We start from the raw sequence: 18,803 nt of genomic DNA, 5'->3' as shown, positions 1-18,803 counted from the left end.
AACGAAACAACAGGGGTATTGAGGGATCGTTGAACGATCCCCTACGGTGCCCTCACGTGTCGGCACGGCGCCCGCTCCGCGCACCGCGCCGCCGTACCGACCGGCTCACTCTCGGCAAGCACCCTCCGTCCTCCCACTGCGAGGTGCACCATGAGCACACCCCCTCGACCACAGGCACTGCCCGTCGCAACCCGTCCTTCCGGCACGGGTGAACACGTCCCGGACGACGGCCCGTTCGGCTGGCTGCGCGCCCTCGGTCCACAAGGCCGCCGCGCCTTCGGCGGCGCGTTCGGCGGCTACGCGCTCGACTCGTACGACTACTTCACCCTGCCGCTGACCATGGTCGCGCTGGCCGCGTACTTCGGCCTGGACAGCGGCCAGACCGGTCTGCTCACGACGGTCACGCTGGTCGTCTCGGCGGTCGGCGGCGCCCTCGCGGGCGTCCTGGCGGACCGCGTCGGCCGGGTCAAGGCACTACTGCTCACCGTGATCACCTACGCCGTGTTCACGGTGGCCTGCGGCTTCGCGCCCAACTACGAGACGCTGCTGGTCTTCCGCGCACTGCAGGGCCTCGGTTTCGGCGGCGAGTGGGCGGTCGGCGCGATCCTGGTCGCCGAGTACGCGAGCGCCAAGCACCGCGGTCGCACGCTCGGCGCCATCCAGAGCTCCTGGGCCGTGGGCTGGGGACTGGCGGTGGTCGTGTACACGCTGGTGTTCTCGCTGGCCGGTGACGACCTCGCGTGGCGCATCATGTTCTGGACGGGTGCGCTGCCCGCGGTGCTCGTGGTGTGGGTGCGGCGCAGCGTCCACGACGCCCCCGAGGCCGCCGCGGCCCGCCGGAAGGACCCGGCGAAGGGCTCGTTCGCGGCGATCTTCAGGCCGGGCACGGCCGGCTCGCCGGGACTGCTGCGGATCACGCTCTTCGCCAGTCTGCTCTCGACCGGCGTCCAGGGCGGCTACTACACCCTCGCCACCTGGGTCCCGACCTATCTGAAGGACGAGCGCGACCTGTCGGTCGTGGGCACCGGCGGTTACCTGACGTTCCTGATCTCGGGCGCCTTCATCGGGTACCTCACGGGCGGCGTCCTCACCGACCTGCTGGGCCGCAAGCGCAACATCTGGCTCTTCGCGCTGCTGTCGGCGCTGTGCATCCTGGCGTACGCGAACATCCCGAGCGGCGCCAACACCCTGCTGCTGGTGCTCGGTTTCCCGCTCGGTTTCTGCATGTCGGCGATCTTCAGCGGCTTCGGTTCCTACCTGAGCGAGCTGTACCCGACGGCGGTACGGGGCGCGGGACAGGGCTTCACGTACAACACCGGACGCGCCGTGGGCGCCGTCTTCCCGACCACGGTCGGCTTCCTGGCCGACAGCTGGGGCGTGGGCGGCGCGCTGGTGTTCGGCGCCATCGGTTACGGCATCGCGGCGCTGGCTCTGCTGGGGCTGCCGGAGACGCGTGGAAAGGAACTGACGTGAAACGCTCGCACCACCCGGCCGACGACCGGCCGATCGTCCTCGCCCACGAGCACGCGCGCGCGTGGAGCCCGAAAACGGCCCGCTCCCGCTTCCGGGAAGGGCTGGCCGGCCCCACGGCCGGGATCGCCGCCGGCCACACCCAGGCCAACCTGATCTCGGTGCCCGCCGACTGGGCGTACGACATGCTGCTGTTCTGCACCCGCAACCCGAAGCCCTGCCCCGTGCTCGACGTCACGGACCCCGGGTCCTGGACCACCGCGCTCGCCGACGGCGCGGACCTGCGCACCGATCTGCCGCGCTACCGGGTGTGGCGGGACGGCGAGCTGGTGGACGAGCCGACGGACGTACGCGCCCACTGGCGGGACGACCTGGTGTCGTTCCTGATCGGCTGCAGCTTCACCTTCGAGTGGGCGCTCACCGCGGCCGGAGTCCCGGTCCGCCATGTCGAGCAGGGCCGCAACGTCCCCATGTACGTCACCACCCGGCAGTGCCGTCCCGCCGGGCGGCTGCGCGGGCCGACGGTGGTGTCCATGCGCCCGGTGCCACCCGCGCACCTGTCGGCGGCGATCCACGAGACCAGCCTGCTCCCCGCGGTGCACGGCGGCCCGGTGCACTGCGGCGACCCGTCGGCGCTGGGCATCGACGACCTGGACCGGCCGGACTTCGGCGACCCGGTGGACATCGCGCCGGACGACATCCCGGTGTTCTGGGCCTGCGGAGTGACCCCGCAGGCGGCGGTCATGGCCTCGCGTCCGCCGTTCGCCCTCACCCACGCGCCGGGGCAGATGTTCCTCACGGACGCCCGTGACGAGCAGTACCGCGTGACCTGACGGCGGAGCCGGGGAGACCCGTCCCGGAACGGAAACGGAAACGGAAGCAGAAGCAGAAGCGGAAGCGGAAGCGGAAACCCCCGGAGACAGCGGAGACACTGGAGACATGACCTCGATCGACCTCAACGCCGACCTCGGCGAGGGCTTCGGCCGCTGGCGGCTCACCGACGACGAGGGCCTGCTCCCGGTCGTCACCAGTGCCAACGTGGCCTGCGGCTTCCACGCCGGGGACCCGGCGACCATGCGGCGGGTGTGCGAGTCGGCGGCCGAGCGGGGCGTGCGTGTCGGCGCACAGGTCTCCTACCGGGATCTGGCCGGTTTCGGGCGGCGCGCGATGGACGTGCCGCCCGGCGAGCTGGCGGCCGAGGTGGCCTACCAGATCGGCGCCCTGGAGGTCTTCGCCCGGGCCGCGGGCACGCGCGTGGCGTACGTCAAGCCGCACGGCGCCCTGTACAACCGGGTGGTACGGGACGAGGAGCAGGCCGCGGCGGTCGTCGACGGGGTGGTCCTCGCGGGCGGCGCCCTGCCCGTGCTGGGGCTGCCCGGCTCGCGTGTGCTGGAACTGGCCGGCCGGGCCGGGCTCCCCGTCGTCACGGAGGCGTTCGCGGACCGCGCGTACACCGACGAGGGCACGCTCGTGCCACGCGGGCAGGAGGGCGCCGTGGTCGCCGACCCGGACGCCGTCGTGGAACGCTCGGCGGGACTGGCCGTCTCCGGCGCCGTCACCGCCCTCTCGGGGGCGCGGATCGGCGTCCGCGCACGTTCCCTGTGCGTGCACGGCGACACACCGGGCTCGGTGGAGCTGGCGCGCCGGGTGCGGGAGCGGCTGGAGGCCTCCGGCGTGCGCGTGGAGGCCTTCGCATGAACGTCCTGCCCGTCGGTGACGACGCCCTGCTCGTCGAGGTCGCCTCGGGCGAGGAGGCCGAGGCGCTGCACGCGGAGCTGCTGCGGCGCCGCGCGGAGGGCACGCTCGCGGCCCGGGAGATCGTCCCTGCGGCCCGCACCGTCCTCCTCGACGGCCTCACCGATCCGGCCCGCCTCGCGTCCGAACTGACCGCCGCCGAGGTGCCGCCCGCTCCCCCGCGCACGGGGCCCGTCGTCGAGATCCCGGTCCGCTACGACGGTCCGGACCTGGCCGACGTCGCCGCGCACTGGGGAGTGCCGGAGGAGGAGGTGGCGCGCATCCACGCGGGCACCGAGTTCCGGGTCGCCTTCTGCGGTTTCGCGCCCGGCTTCGGCTATCTGACCGGTCTGCCCGCGCGGTACGACGCCCCGCGCCGGGGCACCCCGCGCACCGCCGTCCCGGCGGGTTCGGTGGCGCTGGCGGGGCCGTACACGGGCGTGTACCCGCGCTCGTCGCCGGGCGGCTGGCAGTTGATCGGTACCACGGACGCCGTGCTGTGGGACCACAGGCGCGTGCCGGCGGCGCTGCTGTCGCCGGGCACGCGCGTGCGCTTCGTGTCCCGCGGACGCCAGGCGGGTTCATGACGGACCGTGCGATCGCCGTCGTCCGGGCCGGGGCCCTGACCACCGTGCAGGACCGGGGACGCCCCGGCCACGCGCACCTCGGTGTCCCCCGCTCCGGAGCACTCGACGCGCCGGCGGCGGCGCTGGTGAACCGGCTGGTCGGCAACCCGCCCGACGCCGCCGTCCTGGAGACCACACTGACCGGCTGTGCCCTGCGCCCGCGGTGCGCGGTGACGGTGGCGGCCGGCGGCGCTCCCTGCCCGGTGACGGTGGAGGGCCGGCCGGCGCCCTGGGGCGCGCCTGTCGCCGTGCCGGCCGGTGCGCTGCTGGACGTCGGGGCGGCCGACTCCGGCGTCCGCACCTATGTGGCCGTTACGGGCGGCGTCCTCGTCGAGGCGGTTCTCGGCAGCCGCTCCACCGACCTGCTGTCCGGCCTCGGGCCGCCGCCCCTCACGGACGGCATGGTGCTGCCCCTGGGGCGACCGCACGGGCCGCACGCGCGCGTGGACGTCACCCCGCAGCCGGCGCCCCCTACGGAGCTGGTCCTGCACGTCGCGCCGGGTCCGCGGGCCGACTGGTTCACGCCGGAGGCGGTACGGACGTTCGTCTCGCGCACCTATCGGGTGTCGCCCGCGGGCAACCGCATCGGACTGCGCATGGACGGACCCGCCCTGCACCGCTCCCGCACGGGCGAACTGCCCAGCGAGGGCATGGTGCTGGGGGCGGTGCAGGTGCCGCCCGACGGCAGACCGGTCGTGTTCCTGGCCGACCATCCGACGACCGGCGGCTACCCGGTGATCGGCGTCGCCCGCGCCACCGACCTCCCGGCGGCGGCCCAGGCGGTACCGGGGACACCGGTGCGCTTCGTGTCCGTGCGCGGGGGCTGACCCCGCCGGACCCGCGGGCGGGAGGACGGCGCGCCGTCGGCGTCCGGACACGCCCGGCATTGCGCTGCCTCCGGCCGGGCGGGCACGGCCCGTCACGCCGCCTCCGGCCGCTCCGGCGTCGCCAGGGCCGCCAGGGCGGCGGAGACCGCGGCGGACGTGCGCAGGTCGAGCCGGGCGCTCGTCCCGCGCGCGTGGTGCCGCAGTTCGTCGGCGGCCAGGGTCACCAGTTGGGGCAGCAGGTCGGTGCAGCGCCTGGCCACCCAGCCGGTGCCGGCGGTGGCCAGCCACCACAGGTTCGCCGACCGGGACGGGGCGGGGAACTCGTTGTCCGGCGAGGGCGCGGGGCCGGTGGCGTCGCCGCGCTCGGCGAGCAGTGCGTGGAAGCGCAGGGCCAGCTGCCGGTGGCCCAGCTCGCCGGGGTGCAGCCGGTCCGCGCTCCACATCGCGCGGTCCCTGATCCAGTCGCCCTCGCGCGCGTGCAGGTGCACGGCCCCGTACCGGTCGGACAGGGCGTGCACCACGGCGTTGACCGCCCGTTGCCGCCGGGCCAGCGGGCGGGCCAGCACGCCGGGCAGCCCCAGCATCGCCCCGGGGTCCGGCAGGCACGCCGTGAGCAGCAGCGCGCCCCGCCCGGTGAAGGCGCCGTACACCGTGTCGAGCCGGGCGGCGACGGCGCCGAGGTCGAAGGTGCGGCGGAGGGTGTCGTTGACGCCGACGACGACGGACACGACGTCGGGGCGCAGGGCGATGCCGGCCGGCAGTTGCCGCTCGGCCACGTCACGGGTCTGCGCTCCGCTGCGGGCGAGGTTGGTGAACTCCACGGGCTCCTCGGCGAGCCCGGCGGCGAGCAGCGCCGCCCAGCCGCGCCACTCCTTCCCCAGCGGGTCGCCCACGCCCTCGGTCAGCGAGTCGCCGAGGGCCACGAACCGGACGCGTCTCATGACACGGCCTCCGGCGACACCGGTGGTGCGGGAGCCGTCGCGTCGTGCGCGGCCAGGAACGCGTCGACCGCCGAGTCCCAGCCGAAACACTCCGCACGCGCGCGTGCCGCCTCCCGCCGGTCCGCCTCCAGGCGTTCGAGGAGCAGGTCCACGGCGTCCGCGAAGGCCTCCCCGTGGTCGGCGGCGACCGCCCCGGCGGAGCCGATCACCTCCGGCAGCGCCGACGACAGGCTCGCCACCACGGGCGTGCCGCACGCCATCGCCTCCAGCGCGGCGAGTCCGAAGGTCTCGGCCGGTCCGGGCGCCAGGCACACGTCGGCGGACGCCTGGAGCGCGCCGAGCAGCCCGCGGTCGGCGACATGCCCGAGGAAGGTCACCGGCAACCCGCGCTCCCGCGCCCGCTGTTCGAGCCGCGGGCGCAACGGCCCGTCCCCGGCCACCACCAGTACCGCCCGGTCGCCGCGCCGCCGGAGCGCCGCCAGCGCGTCCAGTGCCGTGCCGGGCCGCTTCTCCACGGACAGCCGGGAGCACATCACCAGCAGGGTCTCGTCCACGCGCGCGTGCCGGGCGCGCAGCCCCGGATCGCGCAGCGCCGGGTGCCGCCCGGCCAGATCGACGCCCAGGGGCGCCCGTACGACGTTGCGGGCCCCGATGCGGACGAACTCCCGCTCGGCGAACTCCGTGGTGCACACCACGCGCGCGTAGGTGTGCGCCGTACGGGTGTTGAGTGCGTCGGCGGTGCGCCGGGCGGTCCGCTCGGGCAGGCCCCAGGCGCGCAGCACCCCGTCGGTGGTCTCGTGGGAGACCATCATGGCGGGGACCCTGGCCCGCCGGGCCCACTTGCCGGTCCAGCGCAGCGTCGTGCGGTCGGACACCTCCAGTCGGTCGGGTGCCAGTTCCTCCAGCAGCGCGGCCACGCGCCGGCTGTCGGTCAGGACCCGGTATCCGCCGGTGCCCGGCAGCAGCGGTCCCGGGAGGGTGATGACGCGGCCCTGTTCGGTCTCCCGGTCGTCGGCGCGCTCGCCGGGGACGATGAGGACGGGGTCGTGTCCGGCCTCCCGGAAGCCCTTGCCCAGCTCGCGCAGGGCGGTGCGCAGTCCGCCGGACGCGGGGGCGACGAAGTTGGCGAGCCGGACGATCCGCAGCCCGTTCATGCCGCCAGCACCGCCTTCCGCGAGGCCAGCACGTCCGAGTAGTGCCCGATCAGCCGGTCGCCGACGGCCGCCCAGGTCCGCCCCTCGACGGCCGCCCGCCCGGCCGCCCCGTACGCGGCCCGCAGCGCGGGGTCGGCGGCCAGGGACCACACCGCGTCCCGTACGGCGGCGGCGTCGCCGGGCGGCACGAGCACCCCGGTGTGCCCGTGGGTGACGAGGTCCAGCGGGCCGCCGGCCGCGGGCGCGACGACGGGCACCCCGCTCGCCATGGCCTCCTGCACGGTCTGGCAGAAGGTCTCGAAGGGGCCGGTGTGCGCGAAGACGTCGAGTGAGGCGAAGACCCGGGCGAGTTCGTCGCCGGTGCGGCGGCCGAGGAACGCCGCGCCCGGCAGGGCCCGCTCCAGGCCGCTCCGGCTGGGTCCGTCGCCGACGACCACGACGCGCACGCCGTCCAGGCCGCAGACGCCGGACAGCAGCTCCACCTGCTTCTCGGGGGCGAGCCGCCCGACGTAGCCGACGATCAGCTCACCGTCCGGGGCCAGTTCGCGGCGGAGTGACTCGTCCCGCCGGCCGGGCCGGAAGCGGGCGGTGTCCACCCCGCGCGGCCACAGCGCGGCCCGGGGCACACCGTGCGCCCGAAGGTCGCCCAGGGCCGCACTGGACGGGGCGAGAGTGAGGTCGGCGGCGGCGTGCACGGAGCGGATGCGCCGCCAGGCCGCGGCCTCGCCCGTCCCCATGTACGTACGGGCGTATCCGGCGAGGTCGGTCTGGTAGACGGCCACGGCGGGGACGCCGAGCCGGGTCGCGGCGGCCATGCCCCGGACGCCGAGGACGAACGGGCTGGCCAGGTGGACGAGGTCGGCACGGTGCTCGGCGATCGCGGCGGCCACGCGCCGGCTGGGCAGGGCGACGCGGACCTGGGGGTAGCCGGGGAGCGGGAGGGAGGGGACCCGGACGAGGGGGCACGGGGCGGAGGTGTCCGGCTCGCCGCCGGGAGCGGTGGCCGGAGCGACGACGACGCAGTCGTGACCGCGGTCGACGAGGTGCCGGGCGGTCTGGAGCGCACAGTGGGCGACGCCGTTCACATCGGGGGGAAAGGATTCGGTCACGATGACGACACGCATACCGGTGTTGTCGCCGGATTGGACGTGCTCGCGTCAACGTCGATCTTTCCTGGCGAGGAACGTCCCATGAGCGTTGACCTGCCCACCCGAGCGGGTCGGTCCGCGGCCATGCCCGCCTGCCCCGCGGGTCACCCGTCGTTCACTTGGAGGGCCGCCGGCCGCCGGGCGGGCCGCCACCGGCGGGCGGGCGCGACGGCAGCGCTCACTCGCCGGCGGTGGCCGACCCGCTCGGCAGCGGTCCCCGCCCCCCGCTCCACCACGGCCCTCGCCACCCGCTCCGCCACGGGCCCCGTCCCTCGCGCGGGGACGGGTCGCCGCCCGCTCACACGGCGGGCGCGTCCGGCCCGAAGCGGCTGCGCACGGCCGTCTGGACCTCGTCCTCCTCGGCCGGGTCGGCGGCGAGCCTGCGCAGCCGTTCGACGACGCGGTTGTCGCCGGTCTCGGCATGGCGGGCGGCGAGTTCGCGAGTCGTCTCCTCGCAGTCCCACAGGCACTCGATGGCGAAGCCCGCGGCGAAGGAGGGGTCGGTGGCGGCCAGCGCGCGAGCCGCCCGGCCGCGCAGGTGGGAGGAGGCCGTCTCACGGTAGATGTGCCGCAGTACGGGGGCGGCGCAGGCGATGCCGAGCCGGCCGGTGCCGTCGACGAGGGTCCACAGGGTCGACGCGTCGGGGCCTTCACCGCGTACCGCCTCCCGCAGTGCGGCGAGGACGAGGTCGCGGTCCTGCGCTCCACCCCGGCAGGCGAGTACGCGTCCGGCGGCGGCGCCCAGGGCGTCGGGCCGGTGCACCCAGCGGCGCGCGAGGTCGACGGCGGCGAGGCTGCGCATCCGCTCGAAAGCGGCGACGGCCGCCTCCACGACCGGCGTCGAGCCGGTGCTCACGGCGCCCTGGATCAGGTCGAGGGCGTCCGGGTCGTTGCCGTCGGCGAGATAGCGCAGGGCGGTACAGCGGGCACCCTCGTCGCCGGAGCGCGCGGCCTCGACGATCTCGGGCCGGTCCTCGGGGCCGGCGACGGCCGTGAGACACCGGGCGGCCGGCACATGGAGCGCGGCGCCGCGCTCGACGCCCTGCTGGGCCCACTCGAACACGGCCCGCACACTCCAGCCCGGACGCGGTCCGGTGGGACTCATCTGCCGCTGCCAGCGGTCGAAGGAGCCCGCCTCGTGGGCGGCACGCACGCGCGTGGCGATCGATTCGCGTGGATCGTCGGCCCACAGTCGCCAGGGCCGGGGTTCGAAGGCGTCCCGCACGGCGACGGCCAGCTCGGCGTCGCCCTCGGCGTCGCGCGGGAAGCGTGCCAGGACGGGGGCGGCGAGGGCGCGAAGTCCGGCGTCGTCGTCGCGCAGGGCCAGTTCGTCGAGGGCCCACGCCCAGTTGACGCCGTGGGCGGCGTACCCGCGCAACAGCTCGAGCGCGTCCAGCCTGCCGTAGGAGGCGAGGTGACCGAGGACCGCGAGGGCGAGCCCGGTGCGTGACTCGTCACCGTCGAGGATGTCCTCGGGGTCGAAGAGATGGGCCTCGATCGCGTCCAGCTCGCCGTTCAGGTCGAGGTAGAGGCGGGCGTAGTAGAGGGAGCGGTTCTCGACCTGCCAGTCGTGGCGGGGGTCGTGCAGCACACAGTGGTTCAGTGCCGCGAGCGCTTCGGCGCGCGGAGCGGTGAGCGCGTGCAGCGTGCCGTCGCCGCGACCCCGCTGAAGCAGGCCGAGCAGCGTACCGCTGGGCGCTATGACCGGATCGAACATGGGAAACAGCCTCACATCAAGCGTCGACGCAACCGGGGAACACGCGTTACCTGGCCGTGCGCCAACACGTCGGAGCGCCCGCCGTCTCTTGCTTGCTGAAGACCATGTTCCTCTGCCTCTCGTCGATGGCCCGTGCGGGCCGTGTCACGGCCCGCGCGGTGCGGCAACACCTGCCCAGCCATCGCGTCCGTGAACCACGTCGTCATGATGACCCGGCGGTCACATCTGCCGCGACCGAAATTTCGGCGGCCCGGTACCGCCTCCCCCGTTTTTCGTGTTTTCCCTGGTCAGGATATGCGGAGCGGCCCCGGAGCGGTTCCGGGACGGCGTCCGGTCACTGGGCGCCGAACAGCTCCAGCAGCTCCGTCCGGGCGAACATCCGCGCCGTGTCGACGGCCGACGGGGTGCCCGCGGACGGGTCCGCGCCGGCCTCCAGAAGCACCCTGGTCACGTCCGTCTCACCCTTGAAGGCGGCTCCGGCGAGTGGGGTCTGACCCCGGTCGTTGACGCGGTCGGCCTCGGCGCCACGGGCCAGCAGCGCGCGCACCGCGTCGGCGTGACCGTGGTAGGCGGCGAGCATGACGAGGGAGTCACCGCGGTCGTTGGTGAGATTGGCGGGAACGCCGGCGTCCACATACGCCACCAGTTCCTCGGTCCGCCCCTGCCGGGCCAGATCGAAGATCTTGGTCGCCAGCTCCACGACCTCCGGGTCGGGGGCTTCACTCATCGGCCGGACCACCTCTCACTACGTACGTTGCGGACGTCTCGAACGTGACGAACGTCGGGGACTGTGTGTGCGTACGGCCGCGAGCGGCGCGGCCGTACGAGTGAATCGCCAGGGTACTGGCTCGTGCGGCACATGAGCCGAAGTGCCCGAGGTAAAGATCAGCACGGACCCCGCCGGGCGCAACAGCGCTGCTCAACCGGCCCAGGGGAGCACTCCGCCACCTGGGGTAATTCTGCCGAATTTCCCCCAATTGCACCTTTTATCGTATGGATACATCCTGTGAGCCTGGAAGTACTCATGGTGACTGTCCCCGCGAACCAGGAGAACTCACATGATCCTCTCGATCTCAGGCGTGGTCCTGCTCGGCATCGTCGTCTTCATCTTCTTCCGCAAGGACGGCCTCAAGGCCTCGCACGCGCTGGTCGCCGTCCTGTTCGGGTTCTATCTGGCGAGTACGGCCATCGCCCCGAGCATCAAGGCAGGCGGCGAGAGCCTGGCGGGCCTCCTCGGCGGAATCAAGTTCTGAGGCCCGTCTCCCCCGTCCGAACACCCGCACGTACGTACGTACGCGATTCCAGGAGGCAGCAGTGGCCCGGCGGCCCCTCCCCCGCATTCTGAGCAACGGCGGCGCACAGCTCGCCCGGAGCCGGGAGCTGGCCCGGACGGCGGCCGACAGCGCCACCGACGTCCTCCAGCCGCTGATCACGATCGCCCGCGGCCTGCGCCGCCTGGCCGCGGCCGCGCGGCGCAGATGGTGCGAGACCCCCAAGGACCGGCGCGGCGCGCTGCTGTTCCTGGCGGCCTCGGTGGTCCTGGTCGTGGCACTCGTGCCGTACGGCCCGCTGCTCGCCGTCATCGCTCTGATGGCGGCGGCAGCCTGGCAGGGCAGGGACCGCACCCCGCCGGAGCCGGAAGGCCCCGACGCCTCCCAGACCAGGCGCCTGATGTCGCTCTACGAGGCGCTCGTCCCGTACTTCTCCGTCGCCGAGGACCCCGACCCCCTGTACGCCCACGGCGGCGCGTGGGAGAAGGCGTTCCCGGCGTACGAGTTCGACGACACCGGCCGCTTCGCCCACCTTGTCATCCGCTACCCGGCGTACTTCACCGACGGGGAGGCCGAGGCCCGCGCCCGGATCGAGCACCTGCTCGCCGCGAAGTCCGGCCGGGGCCGGGAGTACCACTTCACGTGGGACGAGGAGGCCAACCACCTCTGCGTCGACGTGCTCGCGGCGCTCCCCACCGACATCGCCGCCCAGCGCTTCGTGACGGCGCCCGGCGAGACCGTCCTCGGTTTCACCGACCCGACCCGGGTCCAGCGCACCCTCCCGCTCACCCACGGCGAGGAGCGGCGCGACGTGCCGCCGGTCGTCTGGCGTACCGGAGTCCGCTCGACCGAGCCCCACCTGCTGGTCCTGGGACAGCCCGGAACCGGCACGTCCACCCTGCTGCGCTCGGTCGCGCTGCAGGCCCTGCACCACGGCGACCTGCTGATCGTCGACGGCGGCGGCACCGGTGAGTACGCCTGCCTGGTCGGCCGGGACGGCGTCCTGGCCGTCGAGTGCGGCCTCACCGGGGCACTGACCAGCCTGGAGTGGGCCGCCGCCGAGACGGAACGCCGGCTGATCTCCGTCAACCGCGCCCGCCAGGAGGGCCGGCCGGCACCCGACGACACCAGGCGGCCGCTGTGGGTCTTCGTGGACCGGCCGAGCGCGTTCGCGCACCTGGCCGCCGCGGACGGCCGCCGGGACCCGCAGTCCCTGCTCCAGATCCCGCTGCGGCACGGCCGCGCCGCACACGTGACCGTGGTCGTCGCCGATCAGCTGGACGCCCTGGACAGCCTCAGCGATGCCGTACGGCAGCACACGCGCGCGCGTGTCGTCCTCGGCCCGGCCACGGCGGACGAGCTGACGGCCGTGCTGGGCGCTCCCCCGCACACCACCCCCGTCGACCAGGTCCCGCCCGGCCGGGGTTACGCCCGTCTGGGCACCGGCCCGGTGCACCGCCTCCAGGTCCCGGCCACGCCGGACCCCTACGACGACGCGACGAGCGAGGCCCACCGGCAGGCGGTGCTGGACCTGCTCCCACCGCGCACGACGCCGGCGGACGGGGAGCGGGCGCCGATCCCCGCGGAGGCGGCGGAACCGGAACCGGAGCCCGTGTCCACCGACAAGAAGGACCCCCCGGCCAGGCCCGAGGCCGGGACCGGGCCGAAGAAGCCGGCGACGGACGCCGAGCCGGCCCCGGCAGCGAGGGAGACGACGGCGGTGAAGGCGATGGCGGATCCGGTTCCGTCGAAGCCCGTTCCGTCAGAGCCCGTTCCGTCGGAGTGCGTTCCCTCGGAGACGGTCGCGGCCAAGGCGGTCGCGGCGGAGGCTTCCTGACACCCGGCACCTGACGCCTGTCACCGGGCACCCGACGGGGCCGGCCGGGCCGGAGCCGTCCCACCGCCGCCCCGGCTTCGCCACCGGCGCCGCGCCCCCTTCTCTCAGCGCCTCCTTCCCCGCCCTGCTCCACACCTCGTCACGCCACGAACGTCCGCGGTGCCTCGCCGCCTCCGGCGGCGCCCCCGTTCGCCACCAGCCGGGCCGCCGCGGCCAGGCGCACCGCCGCCTCCTCGGCCACCGCGCCGCCTACGGTGAACGGCAGCCGGACGTAGCCCTCGAAGGCCCCGTCGACCCCGAAACGCGGTCCGGACGGAACCCGGACCCCCACCCGTTCCCCCGCCTCGGCCAGCCGCGAGCCCGACAGGCCACCGGTCCGCACCCACAGGGTGAGCCCGCCCCGCGGCACCTCGAACTCCCAGTCGGGCAGCTCCCGTCGTACCGCGGTCACCAGCGCGTCCCGGTTCTGGCGGGCCTGCTCGCGCCGCACCTGGACGGCCTGTTCCCAGCCGCCGGTGCTGAAGAGCCAGTTCACGGCCAGCTGCTCCAGTACGGGCGTGCCCAGGTCGGCGTACGCGCGCGCGGCGACCAGGCTGCGGATCACGTCGGGCGCGGCGCGGACCCAGCCGATGCGCATCCCGGCCCAGAAGGCCTTGCTGGCGGAGCCGACGGTGACGACCGTGGACCCGGCCGGGTCGAAGGCGCACACGGGGCGCGGCATCTCGACCTCGTCGTCCAGCCACAGCTCGCTCATCGTCTCGTCGGCGACGAGCACCGTCCCCGCCGAGCGGGCGGCGTCCACCAGCCGCCGCCGCTGGTCCTCGTCGGCGAGCGCGCCGGTGGGGTTGTGGAAGTCGGCGACGACGTAGGCGATGCGGGGCGCCGCCTCGCGCAGCACCTGGCGCCAGCGGTCCACGTCCCAGCCGGTGAGCCCCTCCGCCATCGCGACGGGAACGAGCCGGGCCCCGGCCTCGCGCATCAGCTGGAGGATGTTGGCGTACGAGGGCGACTCCACCGCGATGCGCTCACCGCGCCCCCCGAAGAGGTGGCAGATGGCGTCGATGGCGCCCATCGCCCCCGTGGTCACCATGATCTGCTCGGGCATGGTCGGGATCCCGCGCGCGGTGTAGCGCTCGGCGATCATCGCGCGCAGTGCGGGCAGTCCGGCCGGATAGTCGCCGTGGGTGTGCGCGTAGGGGGGAAGCTCCTCCAGGGCTCCCCGCACGGCACGGGTGAGCCAGGGCTCGGGCGCGGGCAGCGCCGCGCAGCCGAGGTCGATCACCGAGCCGAGCGCCTCGGGCGGCAGCGGCTCCAGACCGCGCGCCGGCAAGGGGTTCCCGGCCGGTACGGCGGTCCAGCTGCCCGCGCCGCGCCGGGACTCCAGGAAGCCTTCGGCACGCAGTGCCTCGTAGGCGGCGGCGACCGTGGTGCGGCTGACGGTCAGGGCCAGGGCCAGTTCGCGTTCGGCGGGCAGCCGGGCGGCGACCGGTACGCGCCCTTCGAGCACCAGTAGCCGGATGCCGTCGGCGAGAGCACGATAGGCGGGCGGACGGCGGGAGCCGGGCCCGGCCGGGCGGTCCTGCTGGGAGCCGAGCAGCCGGGCCAGCTGACCCGCCCCCACGGCCGAGGTCCACTGCGCCATGGAAATCAGTCCACCTTCCCCGAATTGGCCATGGTTGGCTCTCCTTGTCAAGCCACAGAGTGTCATGAAGCAGGCCACTACCACCACCCAAGGGGCACTCCTTGTCCAAGCAGTCCAGGCAACCCGGGCACCGGCAACTCACACGGCGGCTGACACAGCTCTACGGTGGCCTGCTGCTGTACGGCGCGAGTTCGGCGCTGCTGGTCAGGTCCGGGCTCGGCCTGGAACCGTGGAACGTGCTGCACCAGGGCCTCGCTCAGCGCACGGGCCTGTCGATGGGTGTGGTGCTGACCCTGCTCGGCGCGGCGGTGCTGCTGCTGTGGATACCGCTGCGCCAGCGGCCGGGCCTCGGCACGGTCTCCAACGTGCTGGTGATCGGCGCCGCGATGGACGCGACGCTGGCCGTCGTGCCCGACGCCCACGGCTGGACGCCGCGGATCGCCATGATGGTGGCGGGAATCGTCCTGAACGGCGCGGCGACCGGACTGTACATCGCCGCCCGGTTCGGTCCGGGCCCGCGCGACGGCCTGATGACCGGGCTGAACCAGCGCACGGGACTGTCGGTGCGCCTGGTGCGGACCGCCGTCGAGATCACCGTCGTGGTGACGGGCTTCGCCCTCGGCGGCACGGTCGGCGCCGGCACCCTGCTGTACGCCGTGTCCATCGGCCCGCTCGCCCAGGTGTTCCTCCGCGCGTTCGCCGTTCCCCCGGCACCGGGCGGCAGCACGGTGGTTGCCGCCGGCCCGCCCCGGCGCGCGATACTGCGTCGGTGACCACCGCGATACGCCACCCCTATCTGGACCACCCCGGCCCGATCGCCTTCGCCCACCGGGGCGGTGCCGCGGACGGCCTGGAGAACACGCTGCGGCAGTTCCGGCGCGCGGTCGAGACGGGCTACCGGTACATCGAGACGGACGTCCACGCCACGCGGGACGGCAAGCTCGTCGCCTTCCACGACGCGACCCTGGACCGGGTGACGGACGGGACCGGCCGCATCGCCGACCTCACGTGGGAGAAGGTGCGCCGCGCGCGCGTGGCGGGCGTGGAACCGGTGCCTCTCTTCGAGGAACTCCTGGAGACCTTCCCCCGGGTGCGCTGGAACATCGACGTGAAGGCGGAGCCGGCGCTGCTGCCGCTCCTGGAGCTGATCGAGCGGACGGACACCTGGGACCGGATCTGCGTCGGCTCCTTCTCCGAGGCCCGTGTCGTCCGCGCCCAGCGTCTGGCCGGCCCGCGCCTGGCCACCTCGTACGGCACCCGGGGCGTCCTCAACCTGCGGCTGCGCTCCTGGGGCGTCCCGGCCGCGCTGCGCCGCTCGGCGGTGGCCGCACAGGTACCCGAGGCCCAGTCGGGCATCCAGGTGGTGGATCACCGCTTCGTGCGCACCGCCCACGCGCGCGGGTTGCAGGTGCACGTCTGGACGGTGAACGACCCCGCTCGCATGCACCGGCTCCTCGACCTGGGCGTGGATGGCATCATGACCGATCACATCGACACACTGCGCAAGGTCATGGAGGACCGCGGCGTCTGGGTCTGAGACCGTCCGGGACCCACCGAGCGGACCCCCCGGGACGTCGCGCGTTCACGGGGAAGCGAGGGCACGGGTGGGCACCGACACCCTGCGGACGGACGAGGCCGACGGCGCCGGCGACCGGCGACGCGAGCAGCGCGGCTGGTACTTCTACGACTGGGCGTGCTCCGTCTACTCGACGAGCGTGCTCACCGTGTTCCTGGGCCCCTATCTGACGTCGGTCGCCGAGTCGGCCGCGGATGCGGACGGGTACGTCCACCCGCTGGGCATACCCGTGCGGGCCGGATCGTTCTTCGCGTACTCCGTGTCCCTCTCGGTGATCGCGGCGGTCCTGGTGATGCCCCTGGTGGGTGCCGCGGCCGACCGCTCGGGCCGCAAGAAGCCGCTGCTGGCCGCCGCCGCGTACACCGGAGCCACGGCCACGACCTGCATGTTCTTCCTCGACGGCGACCGCTACCTGCTCGGCGGGCTGCTCCTGGTCGTCGCCAACGCCGCGCAGTCCGTCGCGATGATGCTCTACAACTCCTACCTGCCCCAGATCGCCCCGCCCGAGGAACGCGACGCGGTCTCCTCCCGCGGCTGGGCCTTCGGGTACGCGGCCGGGGCACTGGTCCTGATCGCGAACCTGGTCCTGTACACGGCCCACGACTCCTTCGGGCTGAGCGAGAGCGCGGCGGTCCGGGTCTGTCTGGCGTCGGCCGGCCTGTGGTGGGGCGCCTTCGCGCTCATCCCGCTGAGACGGCTGCGGGACCGCCGTGCTCCCGCGCGGGAGACCACCCTGCCCGGGTTCCGGCAGCTCGCGGCGACCGTCCGCGACATGCGGCGCCGCCCGCTGACCCTGGCCTTCCTGCTGGCGTACCTCGTCTACAACGACGGCATCCAGACGGTGATCTCCCAGGCCTCGGTCTACGGCTCCGAGGAGCTGGGCCTCGGACAGTCCACACTCATCGTGGCCGTCCTCCTGGTCCAGCTGCTGGCGGTCGCGGGCGCACTGGCGCTGGGCCGGCTGGCCCGGACGTACGGGGCGAAGCGCACGATCCTCGGGTCGCTGGTCGCCTGGACGGTCACCCTCGCGGCCGGGTACTTCCTGCCGGCCGGGGAGCCGGTGTGGTTCTTCGTGCTGGCCGCCGGCATCGGGCTCGTCCTGGGCGGCAGCCAGGCGCTGTCCCGCTCCCTGTTCTCGCACCTGGTGCCGCCCGGGAAGGAGGCCGAGTACTTCTCGGCGTACGAGCTGAGCGACCGCGGGATGAGCTGGCTCGGGCCGCTGCTGTTCGGGCTCACCTACCAGCTGACCGGGAGCTACCGGGACGCGATCATCTCGCTGGTGGCGTTCTTCGTCATCGGTTTCGTGCTGCTCGCGCGGGTCCCGGTACGGCGGGCCATCGGCGACGCGGGCAACCCGGTACCCGAGAGGATTTAGCACTTGGCGCGAAAGGCTGTAGTGTACGCGTTTGGCCTGCCAGGCGTACCGTTACTGCGCGTCAAAGGTGCCGAAACGCTATGCCACATCTGCTAGCAGAGGTGACAAACCGGACGTCGGCGGGTACTGCACTGGTTGCAAGGCTGCGACTGCGACGGCGACGCAGACGCCCGGAACGGGAGTCGGGACGGGAATCTTTACCGCCGCCCGGACGTTGACCGGATGACGACGACAGCGACACCTGTCCTGTGGGCGACAAGCCCGGGAGGCACGATTCATGAGTGAGCGAGCTCTTCGCGGCACGCGCCTCGTGGTGACCAGCTACGAGACGGACCGCGGCATCGACCTGGCCCCGCGCCAGGCCGTGGAGTACGCATGCGAGAAGGGGCATCGATTCGAGATGCCCTTCTCGGTCGAGGCGGAGATCCCGCCGGAGTGGGAGTGCAAGGTCTGCGGGGCCCAGGCACTCCTTGTGGACGGCGACGGCCCTGAGGAGAAGAAGGCCAAGCCCGCGCGTACGCACTGGGACATGCTGATGGAGCGGCGCACCCGCGAGGAACTCGAAGAGGTCCTCGAGGAGCGACTGGCCGTTCTGCGCTCCGGCGCGATGAACATCGCGGTGCATCCGCGAGACAGTCGCAAGAGTGCGTAGCGGGAAACCGTAAGCAGCACCACCGAACACCGCGGGTGCCGTACGTGAACTTCACGTACGGCACCCGCGGTTTTTGGGCGGGCGAATGCACGCACGGCCACACCCGTGGTTTCGGGGGCAGGTCCGCCGGTGTGTCCGGAGCCGGGGGCCGGCCGGCCCGGTTGCCGTCCGGCCCGTTCCGGCCCGGGCGCGCGCCGTCGCCCGTCGGCGGGTCCGGGCCGGCGGGAGTTCAGCGCGTCAGCGGAGGACGCGGGTCCTGCGGTGCGCCGTCCGGGTCGTCCCGTATGACCTCGCCCTGGACGACCTTGCCGCCCGGCTGGTGCATGCGGGCCTGGCGGAACGCGTCGCCCAGGGTGCCGGGGCCGGCCTCGCGGAGCTTGCGTTCCACCGTCCGCTCCGCGTAGCGGCTCACGGCCTTCTGCACCGGGGGCAGCAGCATGAGCAGGCCCAGCGCGTCGGAGATCAGGCCGGGGAGTATCAGGAGGAGTCCGCCCAGCATCATCAGGCCGTTGCCCTCGCTGTTCGGTCGGGCGGCCTCGGGCATCACGCCTGCCTGCTGCTGTTGCAGGGTCTCCGTGAGGTTCCTGAAGGCCCGGCGTCCCGCGCTCTTGATCACCACGGATCCGAGGACGATGCCCGCCACCAGCAGCAGGAAGACCACGAACCCGCTGGAGGCGCCCGCGACCACGGTCAGCAGCCAGATCTCCAGCACGAGCCACGCGGCGATGCCCAGCGGCAGGAACGTGCGCAGCCGGGAGCGTGGGGGCCGGGCGGGGGACCTGGGGGTCTGAGCGCCAGTCGTCATACCCCTAGTGTGCCTGGCCCCGGCTCAG

At 73.9% G+C, this 18,803-nt stretch carries 18 protein-coding genes; 11 read left to right on the top strand and 7 right to left on the bottom strand.

Annotation, left to right across the window (positions count from 1 at the left end; genetic code table 11):
- Positions 1–150 precede the first annotated feature (150 nt).
- The 5 genes from ACP4IX_RS25860 (at position 151) to ACP4IX_RS25840 (ending at position 4,657) form a co-directional block, all read left to right on the top strand.
- Entirely contained in the window at positions 151–1,473 is a 1,323-nt protein-coding gene (locus ACP4IX_RS25860; RefSeq protein WP_426556815.1) for an MFS transporter, read from the top strand.
- Positions 1,470–2,303, top strand: coding sequence for a putative hydro-lyase (locus tag ACP4IX_RS25855; protein ID WP_426556813.1), 834 nt, complete (start codon positions 1,470–1,472; stop codon positions 2,301–2,303). The genes ACP4IX_RS25860 and ACP4IX_RS25855 overlap by 4 nt, the downstream gene beginning before the upstream one ends.
- Before the next feature lie 106 nt (positions 2,304–2,409).
- On the top strand, positions 2,410–3,168 hold the full coding sequence (locus ACP4IX_RS25850; RefSeq protein WP_426556811.1) for a LamB/YcsF family protein: 759 nt from the start codon (positions 2,410–2,412) through the stop codon (positions 3,166–3,168).
- Entirely contained in the window at positions 3,165–3,791 is a 627-nt protein-coding gene (locus tag ACP4IX_RS25845; protein WP_426523084.1) for a 5-oxoprolinase subunit B family protein, read from the top strand. Before ACP4IX_RS25850 ends, ACP4IX_RS25845 begins: the two co-directional genes overlap by 4 nt.
- A complete protein-coding gene (locus tag ACP4IX_RS25840; protein ID WP_426556809.1) occupies positions 3,788–4,657 on the top strand; it encodes a biotin-dependent carboxyltransferase family protein in 870 nt (289 codons plus the stop codon). Before ACP4IX_RS25845 ends, ACP4IX_RS25840 begins: the two co-directional genes overlap by 4 nt.
- A 92-nt stretch (positions 4,658–4,749) precedes the next feature.
- Here ACP4IX_RS25840 and ACP4IX_RS25835 read toward each other — a convergent pair whose 3' ends face one another.
- The 5 genes from ACP4IX_RS25835 to ACP4IX_RS25815 form a co-directional block, all read right to left on the bottom strand.
- Positions 4,750–5,598, bottom strand: coding sequence for an SGNH/GDSL hydrolase family protein (locus ACP4IX_RS25835; RefSeq protein ID WP_426556807.1), 849 nt, complete (start codon positions 5,596–5,598; stop codon positions 4,750–4,752).
- Positions 5,595–6,752 (bottom strand): glycosyltransferase, encoded by a 1,158-nt coding sequence (locus ACP4IX_RS25830; protein WP_426556805.1) that lies wholly within the window; start codon positions 6,750–6,752, stop codon positions 5,595–5,597. The genes ACP4IX_RS25835 and ACP4IX_RS25830 overlap by 4 nt, the downstream gene beginning before the upstream one ends.
- Positions 6,749–7,876 carry a glycosyltransferase family 4 protein gene (locus ACP4IX_RS25825; protein ID WP_426556804.1) on the bottom strand — a complete coding sequence of 376 codons (1,128 nt, stop codon included), beginning with the start codon at positions 7,874–7,876 and terminating at the stop codon, positions 6,749–6,751. Before ACP4IX_RS25825 ends, ACP4IX_RS25830 begins: the two co-directional genes overlap by 4 nt.
- A 322-nt stretch (positions 7,877–8,198) precedes the next feature.
- The gene (locus ACP4IX_RS25820) at positions 8,199–9,617 is read right to left on the bottom strand and encodes a HEAT repeat domain-containing protein (protein WP_426523089.1); all 1,419 of its coding nucleotides are present in this window, start codon (positions 9,615–9,617) and stop codon (positions 8,199–8,201) included.
- Positions 9,618–9,951: 334 nt separating this feature from the next.
- Complete coding sequence (locus tag ACP4IX_RS25815) at positions 9,952–10,344, bottom strand: ankyrin repeat domain-containing protein (protein WP_426523090.1); 393 nt, start codon at positions 10,342–10,344, stop codon at positions 9,952–9,954.
- A 331-nt stretch (positions 10,345–10,675) separates the two neighbouring features.
- Here ACP4IX_RS25815 and ACP4IX_RS25810 point away from each other — a divergent pair, with 331 nt between their 5' ends.
- Positions 10,676–10,870, top strand: coding sequence for a hypothetical protein (locus ACP4IX_RS25810; RefSeq protein ID WP_003977410.1), 195 nt, complete (start codon positions 10,676–10,678; stop codon positions 10,868–10,870).
- Positions 10,871–10,931: 61 nt separating this feature from the next.
- A complete protein-coding gene (locus tag ACP4IX_RS25805) occupies positions 10,932–12,725 on the top strand; it encodes a hypothetical protein (protein WP_426556802.1) in 1,794 nt (597 codons plus the stop codon).
- A gap of 139 nt (positions 12,726–12,864) precedes the next feature.
- Here ACP4IX_RS25805 and ACP4IX_RS25800 read toward each other — a convergent pair whose 3' ends face one another.
- Positions 12,865–14,367 (bottom strand): PLP-dependent aminotransferase family protein, encoded by a 1,503-nt coding sequence (locus ACP4IX_RS25800; RefSeq protein WP_426523092.1) that lies wholly within the window; start codon positions 14,365–14,367, stop codon positions 12,865–12,867.
- Positions 14,368–14,468: 101 nt separating this feature from the next.
- Between ACP4IX_RS25800 and ACP4IX_RS25795 the strand changes: the two genes are divergently transcribed.
- From ACP4IX_RS25795 to ACP4IX_RS25780, 4 genes are all read left to right on the top strand, one after another.
- Positions 14,469–15,140, top strand: coding sequence for a YczE/YyaS/YitT family protein (locus ACP4IX_RS25795; protein ID WP_426556800.1), 672 nt, complete (start codon positions 14,469–14,471; stop codon positions 15,138–15,140).
- On the top strand, positions 15,137–15,904 hold the full coding sequence (locus ACP4IX_RS25790) for a glycerophosphodiester phosphodiesterase (protein WP_426523094.1): 768 nt from the start codon (positions 15,137–15,139) through the stop codon (positions 15,902–15,904). The genes ACP4IX_RS25795 and ACP4IX_RS25790 overlap by 4 nt, the downstream gene beginning before the upstream one ends.
- Positions 15,905–15,971: 67 nt before the next feature.
- Positions 15,972–17,318 carry an MFS transporter gene (locus ACP4IX_RS25785; protein ID WP_426556798.1) on the top strand — a complete coding sequence of 449 codons (1,347 nt, stop codon included), beginning with the start codon at positions 15,972–15,974 and terminating at the stop codon, positions 17,316–17,318.
- 277 nt (positions 17,319–17,595) lie between these two features.
- On the top strand, positions 17,596–17,970 hold the full coding sequence (locus ACP4IX_RS25780; protein WP_003977404.1) for an RNA polymerase-binding protein RbpA: 375 nt from the start codon (positions 17,596–17,598) through the stop codon (positions 17,968–17,970).
- Between the two features lie 229 nt (positions 17,971–18,199).
- Here ACP4IX_RS25780 and fxsA read toward each other — a convergent pair whose 3' ends face one another.
- Entirely contained in the window at positions 18,200–18,775 is a 576-nt protein-coding gene (gene fxsA, locus ACP4IX_RS25775; protein WP_426523096.1) for an FxsA family membrane protein, read from the bottom strand.
- Positions 18,776–18,803 lie beyond the last annotated feature (28 nt).

The organism is Streptomyces sp. WG5 (genome assembly GCF_049974565.1).
In the GTDB taxonomy this organism is placed as follows: Bacteria; Actinomycetota; Actinomycetes; order Streptomycetales; family Streptomycetaceae; genus Streptomyces.
The sequence above is the reverse complement of the archived record's forward strand: the minus strand, read 5'-3'. Positions and strand labels throughout refer to the sequence as shown.

Coding starts and splice junctions, on each gene's coding strand:
- ACP4IX_RS25860 (WP_426556815.1), top strand. CDS start 151: ATGAGCACACCCCCTCGACCACAGGCACTGCCCGTCGCAACCCGTCCT.
- ACP4IX_RS25850 (WP_426556811.1), top strand. CDS start 2,410: ATGACCTCGATCGACCTCAACGCCGACCTCGGCGAGGGCTTCGGCCGC.
- ACP4IX_RS25845 (WP_426523084.1), top strand. CDS start 3,165: ATGAACGTCCTGCCCGTCGGTGACGACGCCCTGCTCGTCGAGGTCGCC.
- ACP4IX_RS25840 (WP_426556809.1), top strand. CDS start 3,788: ATGACGGACCGTGCGATCGCCGTCGTCCGGGCCGGGGCCCTGACCACC.
- ACP4IX_RS25835 (WP_426556807.1), bottom strand. CDS start 5,598: ATGAGACGCGTCCGGTTCGTGGCCCTCGGCGACTCGCTGACCGAGGGC.
- ACP4IX_RS25830 (WP_426556805.1), bottom strand. CDS start 6,752: ATGAACGGGCTGCGGATCGTCCGGCTCGCCAACTTCGTCGCCCCCGCG.
- ACP4IX_RS25825 (WP_426556804.1), bottom strand. CDS start 7,876: ATGCGTGTCGTCATCGTGACCGAATCCTTTCCCCCCGATGTGAACGGC.
- ACP4IX_RS25820 (WP_426523089.1), bottom strand. CDS start 9,617: ATGTTCGATCCGGTCATAGCGCCCAGCGGTACGCTGCTCGGCCTGCTT.
- ACP4IX_RS25815 (WP_426523090.1), bottom strand. CDS start 10,344: ATGAGTGAAGCCCCCGACCCGGAGGTCGTGGAGCTGGCGACCAAGATC.
- ACP4IX_RS25810 (WP_003977410.1), top strand. CDS start 10,676: ATGATCCTCTCGATCTCAGGCGTGGTCCTGCTCGGCATCGTCGTCTTC.
- ACP4IX_RS25800 (WP_426523092.1), bottom strand. CDS start 14,367: ATGGCGCAGTGGACCTCGGCCGTGGGGGCGGGTCAGCTGGCCCGGCTG.
- ACP4IX_RS25780 (WP_003977404.1), top strand. CDS start 17,596: ATGAGTGAGCGAGCTCTTCGCGGCACGCGCCTCGTGGTGACCAGCTAC.
- fxsA (WP_426523096.1), bottom strand. CDS start 18,775: ATGACGACTGGCGCTCAGACCCCCAGGTCCCCCGCCCGGCCCCCACGC.